This window comes from Lyngbya sp. CCAP 1446/10 (assembly GCF_026130175.1).
In the GTDB taxonomy this organism is placed as follows: Bacteria; Cyanobacteriota; Cyanobacteriia; order Cyanobacteriales; family Microcoleaceae; genus Microcoleus.
The window spans coordinates 154,017-167,455 of the sequence record NZ_JAIGNI010000002.1 but is presented as its reverse complement, the minus strand read 5'-3'; the positions used below and the strand labels follow the sequence as shown (position 1 = coordinate 167,455).

At 44.3% G+C, this 13,439-nt stretch carries 10 protein-coding genes and 1 pseudogene; 4 read left to right on the top strand and 7 right to left on the bottom strand.

Features of this window, described 5'->3' with window-relative positions:
* Nucleotides 1–10: 10 nt before the first annotated feature.
* From K4039_RS01815 to K4039_RS01790, 6 genes and pseudogenes are all read right to left on the bottom strand, one after another.
* Nucleotides 11–2,758 (bottom strand): hybrid sensor histidine kinase/response regulator, encoded by a 2,748-nt coding sequence (locus K4039_RS01815; RefSeq protein ID WP_265233403.1) that lies wholly within the window; start codon nucleotides 2,756–2,758, stop codon nucleotides 11–13.
* 195 nt (nucleotides 2,759–2,953) lie between these two features.
* On the bottom strand, nucleotides 2,954–3,175 hold the full coding sequence (locus K4039_RS01810) for an ATP-binding protein (RefSeq protein WP_265233426.1): 222 nt from the start codon (nucleotides 3,173–3,175) through the stop codon (nucleotides 2,954–2,956).
* Between the two features lie 134 nt (nucleotides 3,176–3,309).
* A pseudogene (locus K4039_RS01805) lies at nucleotides 3,310–3,723 on the bottom strand (protein kinase); the annotation flags it as partial.
* Nucleotides 3,724–3,944: 221 nt separating this feature from the next.
* The gene (locus tag K4039_RS01800; protein ID WP_265233401.1) at nucleotides 3,945–4,952 is read right to left on the bottom strand and encodes a hypothetical protein; all 1,008 of its coding nucleotides are present in this window, start codon (nucleotides 4,950–4,952) and stop codon (nucleotides 3,945–3,947) included.
* 291 nt (nucleotides 4,953–5,243) lie between these two features.
* Entirely contained in the window at nucleotides 5,244–6,749 is a 1,506-nt protein-coding gene (locus K4039_RS01795) for a UDP-N-acetylmuramoyl-L-alanyl-D-glutamate--2,6-diaminopimelate ligase (protein WP_265233400.1), read from the bottom strand.
* Between the two features lie 415 nt (nucleotides 6,750–7,164).
* Nucleotides 7,165–7,470 carry a glutaredoxin family protein gene (locus tag K4039_RS01790; RefSeq protein ID WP_265233425.1) on the bottom strand — a complete coding sequence of 102 codons (306 nt, stop codon included), beginning with the start codon at nucleotides 7,468–7,470 and terminating at the stop codon, nucleotides 7,165–7,167.
* A 329-nt stretch (nucleotides 7,471–7,799) separates the two neighbouring features.
* Here K4039_RS01790 and K4039_RS01785 point away from each other — a divergent pair, with 329 nt between their 5' ends.
* The 4 genes from K4039_RS01785 (at nucleotide 7,800) to K4039_RS01770 (ending at nucleotide 11,901) form a co-directional block, all read left to right on the top strand.
* Nucleotides 7,800–9,074: an ATP-dependent DNA ligase gene (locus tag K4039_RS01785; protein WP_265233399.1), complete on the top strand. Its 1,275-nt coding sequence runs from the start codon at nucleotides 7,800–7,802 to the stop codon at nucleotides 9,072–9,074.
* Between the two features lie 86 nt (nucleotides 9,075–9,160).
* Entirely contained in the window at nucleotides 9,161–9,736 is a 576-nt protein-coding gene (locus K4039_RS01780) for a Uma2 family endonuclease (RefSeq protein WP_265233398.1), read from the top strand.
* Between the two features lie 200 nt (nucleotides 9,737–9,936).
* Nucleotides 9,937–10,581 (top strand): SMI1/KNR4 family protein, encoded by a 645-nt coding sequence (locus tag K4039_RS01775; protein ID WP_265233397.1) that lies wholly within the window; start codon nucleotides 9,937–9,939, stop codon nucleotides 10,579–10,581.
* Between the two features lie 66 nt (nucleotides 10,582–10,647).
* The gene (locus tag K4039_RS01770; protein WP_265233396.1) at nucleotides 10,648–11,901 is read left to right on the top strand and encodes an exonuclease SbcCD subunit D; all 1,254 of its coding nucleotides are present in this window, start codon (nucleotides 10,648–10,650) and stop codon (nucleotides 11,899–11,901) included.
* Nucleotides 11,902–12,019: 118 nt separating this feature from the next.
* Here K4039_RS01770 and fmt read toward each other — a convergent pair whose 3' ends face one another.
* Nucleotides 12,020–13,030, bottom strand: coding sequence for a methionyl-tRNA formyltransferase (gene fmt, locus K4039_RS01765; RefSeq protein WP_265233395.1), 1,011 nt, complete (start codon nucleotides 13,028–13,030; stop codon nucleotides 12,020–12,022).
* Nucleotides 13,031–13,439: the final 409 nt, after the last annotated feature.

Genomic DNA, 13,439 nt, shown 5'->3' with positions numbered 1-13,439 from the left:
TTCCTTGTCATTAAGCGAGATATTGCTGAATAAATGCCCGTAATTGTTTGAGCTCGCACAGCTCAACCATCTGGATGAGTTCTCGGACAAAAGCGACATTATCCCCATCTGGGATTTGCTGCGCGACTTCTATTACCCCATCTAGATCGCCGACTTTTGCCAGTTCCGAAAGTTGGGTCAAGATGGCGTGAGATGGTGGCTTAATTTCTTGAGCGACACCAGGCTCATTTAGTCGATCGCCTTTCTGATCCTTGTATAGCCAATCCAACTTTAAATATTTTTGCACTTGTTCTAGCAACGTTTCAGCTTCGATGGGTTTGGGTAAAAAATCATTGCCACCAGCCTTAATACTATTGTGGCGATCGAGCTCAAAGACACTGGCGGAAGAAACCAGCACGATGTGATGTTGTAGTTCTGGTTGCGATCGCAACTTCTGCAAAAACTCAAACCCATCCATTACGGGCATTGCCAAATCGGTAATAATCAAATCCGGCGCTGTCTGTAAAACTTGTTCCAGTCCTTCGAGTCCGTTACTAGCTTCAATAATTTTAAAACCAATCGGTTCTAAAAGATTGAGCAACACCGAACGATTTTCCCAGCGGTCATCGATCAATAAAATTTTGCGCCGTTCCCCTGCATAGCCGACAATCGCCCCTTGTTTCACCACCAGCAAAGATTCCGCCCAATCCTTAACTTCTGGCAATTTCACCTCAAAGGAAAAGGTGCTACCTTCGCCTGAAATGCTCTGCACTTGAATTTCACTATCCATCAAGGAGACAATTTTATGGCTAATTGCTAGTCCTAATCCAGTACCTTCGGATTGCTTTTTGGTATCACCTACCTGTTCAAATGGCTGGAATATTTTTTCGACTTGTTTGGGGGTCATGCCTACGCCGGTATCTGCGATAGTAAAGCGAATACGTGTCTTCTTCTCCTCATCTATTAGATCGATTTTTTCTACTTTGAAGGTCACTTTACCCTGTTCGGTGAATTTAATGGCGTTGCCCAACAAGTTAACCAATACCTGACGCAAACGCTTTTCATCGGCAATGACTCCGATAGGTAAGTTGGCATCTGGAAGGAAGTCGAAGCTAATTCCTTTTTGTTCTGCCCGAATAGAGTTGATTTCTACAACGCTTTGAAGAAAGGAAGGGAAGTAGAATGAGGCGGGATAGAGTTCTAGTTTGCGGGCTTCGATTTTAGAGAGGTCAAGGATATCGTTAATCAGGGTGAGAAGGTGGGAGCCGCACTGGTAGATGATGTCAACGCCGTTACTCTCTTTGGAGGTGAGGGATTCGCTGCGTTGCAGGATCTGAGCATAGCCGAGGATGCCGTTGAGGGGCGTGCGGAGTTCGTGGCTCATGTTGGCGAGAAATTCGCTTTTGGCTTGGTTGGCGTTATCGGCAACTTCCTTAGCCATTTGTAACTCAGTTGTGCGCTTTTCTACTCGATATTCGAGTTCTTGATTGGTATTTTCAAGGGCTGTAAATGAATCACGCAACTGTTGAGACATACGATTAAATGACTTAGCTAATATTCTTAACTCTCTTACATTCGAGAGTTGAACTGTTTGTTCTAAGTTGCCTTCTGCAATTGCTTTTGATGCTTGACTAAAACGGAAAATGGGCAGCGAAATCCAGCGAGAAGTGTAAATTCCTAAAGCTATAGCTAATAGTAAGGCGGCAATACACAGCAAGATGGTAGTACGAGTATTGGCATTGATTTGTGCCATGAATTCTGATTCAGGGATTGCCACCACAGTCAGCCAGTCAAGCCCTGGTTTTTCTTGAAATGGAGAAACTTGCACAAACTGCCTAGCACCTTTGAGATCGAAGTCCAAGATTTGAGAGGAGTTGATTTGACTCAGATTACCAAATTTACGAATTAAATACTGGGTGGCAGCTTTTGTAAGCAAGTCATTGCTATCGGCTGCGGCAACTCGTTCTAGTTTACCTTGCCGATCGCGAAACAGCGATTCATTAGTTGAGGTCGCAAGCAATTTACCAGTTCGTTCAATGATGAAGATTCTCCCCTGTTGACCAACATCGAGCTTTTGCAGAAAATCTCCGACAGTCGATAGGGTTAGTCTAGCGATCAGAATTCCTTGAAATTGTTTAGTTTGATTATATATAGGATGCACATTCAGAAAGATCAGCTTTGGCTGATCTTTATGTTTAATCACATTCGTCCAGTAAGGTTTATCTGTGCTTTTAGCTTGCCGATACCAAGGCTCAGGGCGGAAGTCAACATTTTCGGTGCGCTTCAACAAAGTGATGCGATCGCCTTGCTCGTCCAAGCTATAGGTCGAAAATGCAAAATCAGTCGATCGATCGTAAATAAATAAAGTGGGGCGATCGCCTTCGTGTTGAGATACCGTAATAAATTCTCGTTCCTCGTTGAGAATTCCAATGGAATCAATTGAATCAAATACCTGAGTTTGAGCGAAGAGGTGTCGCTGCCAGTCTTTTAAGGAAGTTGTTTTGAGCCATCCAGCATTAATGGCATCTTGGTTAATTTGGTTTGCCTGCTGTGGAGCTTTTAGATAAGTTTGTAAATTTTGATTAACACGTAACGTAATTTCGTTACGTAACTGCGTTGCTACGTCATTAACCGCCCGTTGTCCATTTCGCAGCGACAGATAGCCAGTCAGTCCCACTGCGCCAAAGATTTGCAGGACGAATGGTACAACCAGCACTGCTCGTAGTGGTAAACGACGGATGAAATGGCGATCGCTGGTTGTTTTTTCGGTGGAAGACATAGCGGCAGTCCTTTGAAAAAGTTAAGTCATATAAGATAGTCTATCTAGTATATTTTTATACGGTTTGTGATAACTCTGCTGTAATTTAGGTCACAACTCAATTAGTGCGATCGTCTATTTCCAGATTCTTTACACCCTCGCTAGGAGAGGACTACCCAGGGCGGGGCTAACGCCTACGCTTGTGTAGACGCGGTTTCAACCGTACGTCCTATCTAAAGTAGGAATACGAATGATGAATTCTGTACCCTGCCCTAGGGTTGATTCTACATCTAAAGTTCCTGCGTGGGTTTCGACTACAATCTGACGGGCGATCGCCAATCCCAATCCCGTCCCCTTCCCAACCTCTTTTGTAGTAAACAGGTGATCGAATATCCGCGATTTTACTGAGCTTGGCATCCCTTTATCGTTATCTTTGATACTAATTCGTACGGTTTAAAGGTCGATCGACATTTCAGTACAAATCATAATTCGCGCAGGATTGGCTTGCAGTTCCGCATAGGTTCGCCCAACGGCTGTATCCAAAGCATCGATCGCATTGGCGATAATATTCATAAACAAATGTTGGCGGGTTTAATGTCTTTGTGAATGATGCGGTGGCGGTCAAGTATATCTAATGTATTGCTTAAGTCGATCGCAATTTGGAAAAACTCCACCAGAGATTTCACTGTTTCCCCTTTCTCCGTCCATTCCTTCAGAGAAATTCCCCCGAAGTCTTCAACAATCAGCGCATAGCCGTTGCGGTAGGTTTCCAAGCTGTAGGTTTGGATGATTCCGGGGAAATTCAGGTTTTTGGAAATGGTATATTGATTGCGAAAATGCAAGAGTTCGCTGAAGCTGGGATACTCGTTCCGCAAGACTTTGATGATGACGGGTGTTTGATCGCAGAGGCGAGTTCCGCGATAAACTAGGGTGCGAGTGCCTGAGTAGATTTGAGCGAGAATTTGATAACCAGTTAGTTCTATCATAGCGATCGCTCTTTTTTGTTAAAGTATTTTGTACCCTAATTTTCAATAGAATTTACCCCTTGATTTGATTAATCTAGGGGATAGATCGTTTTTGTCGGCCCTAGACTGTTAATAAGTCATAAACCCGAAAGATATTTCTGGACAGAGCTTTGCAGCCAGATTGCCAGAGATACTTATGAGATGGAATTTCAGCCGTTGATGAGACATTCACAGAAGCGATATTAATCAGTATTAGGAAAAACTTCTGCGGAAAACATACGACGCAAAATCTCGTAGAATGGTTCACAATACTTAGCTTGCTCAGGTGACAGATAGGCCCCAATCTCCTTACGCAGTAAGTGAGTCATTTTGCTGAGAAGTCCCCAATTCACATTTAGTTTAGGGTAAATCATCACGCACAGGGGAAACAATTCTGTCTCTAGGGCGTGCAGATTCCCTTCGAGCAGACAAACCCACATATAAACTTGAAACATCTCGACATCGCGGATGCTAGATGTGCGGATATTTGGAGTGTTGAGCAGCCCAGAATGACAGCGATAGCTTGGGTATAATTGATTTACGCGATCGACTATCCGTTCAGAAATCTTGGTCATCACCGGCATCAGCAACCGTACAGATTGCAGCGCCACCGAATCCGCTGGATGCTTCCCCGCCGCACTGTAGGCGCGTTGCAGTGGCATATACAGATGATCGTCGAGAATCTTGACGTAGTTAGCAAACTTTTCCTGTTCACCGTCGGGAAGCAACTCCATCAACTGCACTCCTGTATAGTGATATTGCATGGCTACAAAGCCAATCACGCGGGGGTCAATTGCTGTGACTTGTTTTCGGACTTGTCCGAGCACTGGGCTGATTTTGGTGACAATACTATGGGGCGGTAGTTGCTGAGCATAGGCTTCGATCGCCAACTTGTAGACTTGATGAATCCCACCAGAAATCTGCCACGGATCGATTAAATCGGTATCAATTCCGTGTTGAACTAATACTTGCGACAGCAAATCTTCGGTTTTAGTCCAGGATTTTGCACTTACAGAACGCAGCGATTCCAACATTTTTTTTGCTGCGATTTGGGCACGCCGTCGTTCGACAAAGTTATCGTTAACAACAGGTGCAGAGTCACTGCTTTTCATCTGTTGCAAATACTTTTGGGCGAAGGAAACAGATAAGTCTACCGAAGGTGACAATGGATCGAATGATGTTGGTTGCACGAAATAGGGATAAGTAGTCATGGATTTAGTCTTTACTCCGCAATGGTTTGACGATCATCGATTATTCGTTATGTATACGAATTTTTCGATCGATAATGATGCACCTCTCTGGGTCAATGCGAGCTAAAATTTGATGTTTTGTGATTTCGATTAGAGCGATCGCTTTTTTAGGAAAGATTTTATATTCATTATTATAACCCTAGAGAAACCAGTTTGTCTACTCGTAAAACTACGGATTTTTTATTTATTTATTATTTGTTGTTTAACTGGTTCCCAGGTCGCTCCTGGGAACCAATAACCAATAACTAATAACTAACTGCTAAGCTTGTTAATTCTTTCTTTCAGGGCATTTCGGGCTTGTTCTCGATCGTCAAAATGGACTTTTTCGGTGCCCAAAATCTGATAATCTTCGTGTCCTTTTCCGGCAATTAGCACGCCATCTCCGGGTTTAGCGTCCATAATCGCAGTGCGAATGGCTGAGGCGCGATCGCCCATGACGACCGGCTTTACGGTGGCGGGGATACCTGCGAGAACATCTTCCAAAATGCGATCGGGATTTTCGGTACGCGGATTGTCGGAAGTAACAACAGTTAAGTCTGCCAATTCTGCCACGATTTTACCCATGATCGGGCGTTTCGTGCGATCGCGATCGCCACCGCAACCAAACACGCAAATCATTTGACCCGGAATAAACGGCCGCGAAGCCTTCAACAAGTTCTCCAAACTGTCAGGAGTATGCGCGTAATCGACAATAACGCTAATATCTTGTTCCGGGCTAATTTGCACCCGTTCCATCCGTCCCGGTACTCCCGAAAACTGAGATAAATTCTCCACAATTGCCGACAAATCTAAACCCAATTCCAAAACAGCACCGACAGCAGCCAACATATTTGATAAATTGAATTGACCGACTAAAGGCAAAACAAAAGCAATTTCGCCCTTGGGAGTGTGCAGCATTCCCTTAACTCCGTCTGGCTGATATTGTAAATTTGAAGCATACAAATCAGCAGTTTTATCGGTAGTGCTGTAACTCCAAATTTTTTCCGATTTTAAGCTTTCAACAATCCGCCGTCCGTAGGCATCATCAATATTAATCACCGCGCGATTCTTGAGATAATCGGAACCGAATAACAGAGATTTCGCCTCAAAATAATCCTCCATATCCCGGTGATAATCGAGATGGTCTTGAGTCAAGTTTGTAAACACAGCAACTTCAAAAGTACAGCCTAAAACCCGCTGCTGTGCTAAAGCGTGGGAACTGACTTCCATCACGCCATGTTTGCATCCGGCGGCTACAGCTTCTGCTAGTTGTTTTTGCAGGTCAACCGCAAAAGGTGTGGTGTAAAGTGCAGTTTGTTGGAAACCGGGCCAGCGAGTGTAAAGCGTGCCAAAAATCGCGGTTGACAACTGCATTTGATTGAGCAAAAATTCGATTAAATGAGTTGTGGTAGTTTTGCCGTTAGTTCCGGTAACGCCGACAAGTTTTAATTTGCTAGCTGGATTGCCATAAAATGCGGTTGCTATTTGACCGCAAACTTGAGACATATCGGCTGCTGCAATGACGCAGGTACTCCCGTCTTTGGGTGGTGTTTTCTCGGCTGCTTGGGTGGAAATTATGGCGGCAATTGCACCACTGGCGATCGCACTTTGCCAAAAATCTCCCCCATCTACGCGAGTTCCCGGCATTCCCAAAAACAAATCTCCCGCCCCACAAGCGTGGGAATTAGTCGATAAACCCTTGACTTCCGCATCGAGGGCGCGATGTTGGGTGTCAAAGGAAATGCCGGGAAGTGCTGCTAATAATTCTCTCAATTTCATCTGAAAAACTCCTCACTTGGATGTCTTGAATATGACTTATACCAATTTTTTATGAGGCTGCATATAATCCGATCCCCCCTAGCCCCCTTAATAAGGGGGGGACAAGATTCCGATCAAAGTCCCCCTTCTTAAGGGGGATTTAGGGGGATCGAGATATGTGCAACTTCACATTAAATTGGTATTACGCAATTATTTTAGCCAGGGGAGCATCTCATTTTTGTAAAAAGCATTTTTTTATTATAGTGCGAGCGTCCCCGCTCGCGATTTGTACAATACACGAGCGGGGACGCTCGCACTATAATGCAAAATACAGATGCTCCCTTAGCCCAGTTTGGATGCGGCTTTGCACTGCTTGGCGGTGCGCGGCGCGTACCCCGATGCCAGGATTAAAACCTGAGTTTTTGCCTAAATCCTATTATTTTGATCGATCGATTTGCAAATATTTCTGTAACATTTGCTCCAATTGGGCGACACTGCAACGGGGAGAAGGACGGGGTAACATTTCTTCATGGGAGAATGCAGGTTCAACAGCAGAATTTATTGGCTGGGGCTGCACTTTAAACAAAACTGGAACTTCGTACTGATAAGCTTGAAACCAGTCATCGCGTTGGGTAATATCTCGGACTTCGAGTTGAAATTTGAGGTTTTCAATCTGTTCGAGTTTTTCTTGCAATCCTTCGCACAAATGGCATCCGGGTTTGCTGTACAAAATCAATCGCATCATTAGAGTAAGATTAAACTCGATCTTAAATTATCGAACGTGCGAGCGCGAGTTGGCGCATCCAACGCGAGTCAGACACAACTCACGGCTTTATTGGCTGCCCTGCGCGATCTCGATTATGTTAGCATTTACAGCGAACTAATTAATGAGATGTTCCCAAGACAAATCGCGCCGCGAGAATCTTTCCCAAATATTAGATTAACAAAATTTCATAAATTGCCAACAAATTTATTTAATTTAGGTGCAATTATTAATTAAATCGCAACCTGATTGACTAATGAATCAACTTAAAGTATAGTGTACAAATAGCCCGACCAAAAGGAGGCATTATGGACTGCACCGAATACGCCGAAGCAAAACGCAAAGCAGCTAAAAAAATTAGCGCCGATATTCGAGAACGTTGGAACAATCGCATCGTCACGCGGGAATTGCACTTGATGGGTGAAGCGGGGGCGGTGCAGTATTTGGCTGATTACGGGCGCAGCATCGGTACGGCAAAAGTTATTGGTTTTGCACTGTGCGCGGAGTCGGAAGGATACCCGGAAATGGCCGTGGGATTTTGGAAAAAAGCGTTTGAGTTGGAAACTGGAGAAAAGCCGACTAACAACACTCAAAGCAAGTCTACCACCAATGCTGCTCCTGCGGCAAAATCAAAGGCTGCTGCCAAAATAGAGACTGCAAACAATCCGATTGTTCCCGAATTGCCTGCGAACTTGCAGCCGGGAAGGATTGTGACGATGCAGCCGGTTGACGCGCCGGTGGAACGTTCTTATTACATCGAAAATCCCGATTATTGGGGACAGCCAAAGCGGGACGGCAACCGAGTTGTGGTTGTTGCTACGCCAGATAAAGTATACTATCAATCGCGATCGACTAACCTGCGACAACAAGCATCAATTGCGATCGATCGCGCATTAACAGACACAGCCGCTCAAATTGGCACCTTTGTTTTAGACGGCGAACTGTATTACAAAAGCTGTACCGGCAGCGAACACCGCACGGGCGCGCAAGCTGCTACTGTTAATATTGAAAGTGGTTTTCCTACTACCCAGCCAACCGCCGTTTATGCCATTTTCAAATGTTTGTTTTCCCACGGCAAAGACTTGACTGGGTTGGCGGAATCCGAACGAATTGCCGCCGGAGTTACAGTTGGCGAAGTGCTGGTAAGTTTATGTTCAGAATTTGAAATTGTACCGACATCTCGCACCACTGCGGAAAAACTTTTGCTAACCCAGCAGCAGGAATCTGAAAATAGAGAAGGCGAAGTTTGGATTTTGCACAACTGCTGTTATGTCGGGGGAAAAGATGTTAAGAAGTTTCCGATAGTAAGAACCAAATACTGTCAGGAATACGACTTATTTATTGTCGGGTTGACACCGACTAAAGTTGCGGGGCGGCCGTTTAGTGCGATCGAAGTCGCGCAAGAAATTGCGGGCAAATTAGTGCCGATCGGAACAGTGGGAACGGGCTTTAGTGGCGCGGAAATGCAGGAAATTGCCCGACTCTACGAGGCTAACCCTCGCGGAGTCAAAATCAAAGTGCGATCGCAGGGATTGACGGAAAGCGGCAAACTGTGGCTCGCGCGATTTCTAGAATTATGTTAATTTGGTAGGGACACATTGCCGTGTCCCTACCAAAATCTACGAATTTAAACAAATATTATCACACAAAATTAGCCGAGGACAAATCAATGGTTATCAGCAAAAACAATTTCTACATTTCACCAGAAGAGTACCTAGAAGGGGAACGAGTAAGTCCGATCAAACACGAATACAGACGCGGACACGTTTATGCAATGACTGGTGCCAAAAAGCCCCATATCGTTATTTCTAGTAACTTAGTAAGGCGGCTAGGAAATCATCTTGATGGTACTGACTGCATCGTTTTAGCATTAGACATAAAAGTCCGATTGGAAGAGGCAAATTGCTATTACTACCCAGATATAGCGGTAACTTGCGACGAAAGAGAGATAAATTCAACCGACGATTTTATTTGTCATCCGTCTTTGATTATTGAAGTCTTGTCGCCGTCAACGGCAAGTTTTGATAGAGGTGATAAATTTGCCGATTATCAAACTGCATCGAGTTTGCAGGAATACGTGCTCATCAATCAATCGGAAATCCAAATTGAATGTTTTCGACTCAATGCTGAGGGAAATTGGGCTTCTCAAATTTACAGACAAGGAGATGAGTTAGAGTTGAAAAGTATAGATTTTCGCTGCCCGATCGCCCAAATTTATCAAAAAGTCCCCGGCATGATCTCGTAAAGTATGAAAGCACATCATCTGTACTTGACAAAAATTTAAAACCAGGTTCGTAGTGAGGACTTTAGTCCTTCTTCAGAATCCCAAGAAGGACTGAAGTCCTCACTACGAACCTAAATTAAGTCCTCACTTTAAAAAGCATAGATTTTCGCTGCCCGATCGCCCAAATTTACCAAAAAGTCCCCGGTATGATATTATGATGTATGAAACAACTTTTTCAGCCACGAAATCCTCTGGTTCGTACCTTCGCCCAAAGCTTAAAACGCTACTGTCCCGACGCGCAAAATTTGCTAAATTCCGGTGCAATAGAAACGGAAATTGACTTATTTAAAAATCGTTACAAACAATCGCTTCCCGAAACATTTTATGATTTTTATCGCTGGTATAACGGTTCGGCTTATGAGAGTTCAGAAAATAAGTGGCTGTTGCCTTTTGAACACGGCAGAAGTATTTTATCTTTGGCATCTATTGTGAAGGAGAAAAAATTTTGGGACACCCAAAGTCAAGTTAATTTTCAAGAATGGCAGCCCGGAGAATATTGGAACAAAGCATGGATTCCGTTTATGAAAGTAGATGATTTGTGGCTGCGGGTTGTGGATACAAAAGGTTGTTTTGACGGTACTCCCGGACAAATTATCAGTTTTGATTGCAAAAACGAACCTTTGAGAAGCATTGAATGCGATTCCTTTGATAAGTGGCTGGAAACTGTTATTGCAAAAATTGAGTTAGAATGTTTGTTTAAAGAGTTTCACGAAATCGGGTTGGAGGAAGAAAAGGCAATTTTTGCGATCGATAAACGCATCAATCCCAATCGACACAGCGTCGAATTAGAACCTAAAAACCCATAAAATACTTGGTAAACTGAGGGCTAAAGTCCTTACGAAAAACCTCAATTACAACTCACAAAGAAAACAATGATTAAAATCTTACACCTTTCAGACATTCACATGGGAAGCGGCTTTTCCCACGGCCGAGTCAATCCAGAAACAGGCTTAAATACGCGGCTGGAAGACTTCGCAGCGACGCTAAGTAAATGTATGGACAGAGCAATTTCTGAACCCGTAGATTTAGTTATATTCGGTGGCGATGCTTTCCCGGATTCAACGCCGCCACCGTTTGTAAAAGAGGCTTTTGCGCGACAATTCTGTCGCTTAGTAGACGCGCAAATTCCGACGGTTTTGCTAGTAGGAAATCACGACCAACATTCTCAGGGACAGGGCGGCGCGAGTTTGGGGATTTACCGGACTTTGGGAATACCTAAGTTTATTGTAGGCGATCGCCTGGAAACTCACCTCATACAGACCCGTAATGGCCCCGTACAGGTGGTTACACTGCCTTGGTTGACGCGATCGACCTTAATGACACGTTCAGAGACTGAAAGCCTTTCTGTGGGCGATGTTAACCAATTATTAACCGAAAAACTGACGATCGCAATGGAAGGCGAAATCCGCCGCCTCAACCCCGAAATCCCCACCGTACTATTAGCGCATTTAATGGCAGATAAAGCAAGTCTCGGCGCGGAACGTTTTTTAGCAGTTGGTAAAGGTTTTAACATACCGGTTTCCATGCTAACACGCCCTTGTTTCGACTACGTAGCACTCGGTCACGTTCACAAACACCAAAATCTGAATTTATCCAACAATCCGCCCGTAATTTATCCGGGAAGCATCGAACGAGTTGATTTTAGCGAAGAGAAAGAAGACAAAGGTTTTGTGTTAATTAATTTAGAACGCGGGAAAGCTGAGTGGGAATTTTGCGCGTTACCGGTGCGAGTGTTTCTGACGATCAAGGTAAACGTGTCTGAATCGGAAAACCCGCAAGCTGACTTAGTTAAAGCGATTGGGAAGAAGCAAATCCAAGATGCTGTGGTGAGATTAATCTACCAATTGCGATCGGAACAATTAGACTTAATAGATAACGCAGAATTGCACGCACTTCTAGGCGAAGCCCACAGCTACACAATCCAGCCGGAATTAGTCAGTCAGCTAGCGCGGCCGAGGTTGCCAGAATTGAATGCTAATAATAGTATAGAACCTTTAGACGCTTTGAAAACTTATTTAGCAAGTCGGGAAGATTTGAAAGATTTTTCTGAGAGTATGTTAGAAGCGGCGCAGGGTTTGTTGGGTGGTAAAGAGGAAGTTTTGGAGGAAGTTGTGGTCGGATTTTAGGTAATATCCGGTAGGTAAATTATCCCTAACACACAATTTCAGAAACCGGGTTTCTTCCTATATTTTTCGTACTAAACCCAAATTATTCGCAGAAACCCGGTTTCTCCATACCACTCATTTACTTAACTTCAACCATCCCAAAAACTTCGCCCAGCGCCAACCGAGTCCCATTGGCAAAATCCACCCCAGACTGCACTTTTTTCCCCGCCAACTGTACCTCTCGCAATAATAATAACCCATTGCCTGTTTGGACGATCGCCCCTAAGCCCTTCACAACCCTGACAACTTCACCATTTGCGCCCGATAACTGCGCCAAAACAGGCCAATCGCGTTCCAAAACCCTCAACTCCGGCGGCATTTGCAGCCAATATTCCGGCCCCACAGGTACAGTAGCAATCACTTTCAGGGAATTACCGCGAAAAGTCGTAGTACAATCCGGGAAAAAGCCCCTAACTTGATTATGAAGGGCGATCGCACTTTGCGACCAATCTAGCACAAAATCCGCCGTTTTAATCATCGGCGCATAAGTCGCCTCAGCATCATCTTGAGGTACAGATTTAATTTTCCCATCCCTCAATCCAATCAAAGTTTCCACCAACAAATCCGCCCCAACATCCGCCAACCTATCCCCCAAAGAATCAGCATTATCCAACAGCGAAATACCAGCAAAAGTCTTCAACAACATCGCCCCAGTATCCATCCCAGCATCCATCAGCATAGTAGTAATCCCAGTCTCCTTTTCCCCCTCAAAAAGACAGCGCTGAATCGGTGCCGCCCCGCGATACTTGGGCAAAATTGAACCGTGAACATTAACGCAAGCCAAACTAGGAATATCCAGAATTTCTTGAGAAAGAATTTGGCCGTAAGCCACCACCACAAAAACATCAGCCTCCGCTTCCCGCAACATAGCAATAGTTTCCGCATCCTTCTTGATTCGGCGCGGCTGGCAAACTGGGAGACTGTGATTTAAAGCCACATCTTTAATAGGTGAAGGCATCAATTTATTGCCCCTTCCCCGGCGCTTGTCCGGCTGAGTCACCACACCCACCACCTCAAATTCTGGATGACTCAGCAAACTGGACAAAGTAGGAACAGCAAAATCGGGAGTGCCAAAAAAAACAATTTTCATAGATTCTTAGTTAAGTATAACTGCCATAAAAAAACATAACATATTATAGGGGCGTGTTTAGCAAAAATCTATACAAGCCGGCAGTTTATAGTGAGGTGGGGGCGGGTTTTGATCGTTTGTCGATGGGTGGCAAATATTTCGGTTAATTCGCCCCATACATAGATGGTCAAATTATTGGTAAAATCTTCAATAAAACCTGTAGGGGCGGGTTCACCAACAATCTCTAATTGACATCCCAAATATCTATAAACCCGCCCCCACCCAACCAATAACTTCAGACAACTCTTATATTCCATCAATTATTTAACATCTCGGTAGGGTGGGGGCGGGTTTTTATTGTTTGTCGATGGATAGACATAATTTCGGTGAACCCGCCCCTACCGAAATTATGTCTATTTAATCGGATTTG

Bases quoted from the DNA above. Each gene is read 5' to 3' on its own strand.
- K4039_RS01815 (WP_265233403.1), bottom strand. From the start codon at position 2,758: ATGTCTTCCACCGAAAAAACAACCAGCGATCGCCATTTCATCCGTCGT.
- K4039_RS01800 (WP_265233401.1), bottom strand. From the start codon at position 4,952: ATGACTACTTATCCCTATTTCGTGCAACCAACATCATTCGATCCATTG.
- K4039_RS01795 (WP_265233400.1), bottom strand. From the start codon at position 6,749: ATGAAATTGAGAGAATTATTAGCAGCACTTCCCGGCATTTCCTTTGAC.
- K4039_RS01790 (WP_265233425.1), bottom strand. From the start codon at position 7,470: ATGCGATTGATTTTGTACAGCAAACCCGGATGCCATTTGTGCGAAGGA.
- K4039_RS01785 (WP_265233399.1), top strand. From the start codon at position 7,800: ATGGACTGCACCGAATACGCCGAAGCAAAACGCAAAGCAGCTAAAAAA.
- K4039_RS01780 (WP_265233398.1), top strand. From the start codon at position 9,161: ATGGTTATCAGCAAAAACAATTTCTACATTTCACCAGAAGAGTACCTA.
- K4039_RS01775 (WP_265233397.1), top strand. From the start codon at position 9,937: ATGAAACAACTTTTTCAGCCACGAAATCCTCTGGTTCGTACCTTCGCC.
- K4039_RS01770 (WP_265233396.1), top strand. From the start codon at position 10,648: ATGATTAAAATCTTACACCTTTCAGACATTCACATGGGAAGCGGCTTT.
- fmt (WP_265233395.1), bottom strand. From the start codon at position 13,030: ATGAAAATTGTTTTTTTTGGCACTCCCGATTTTGCTGTTCCTACTTTG.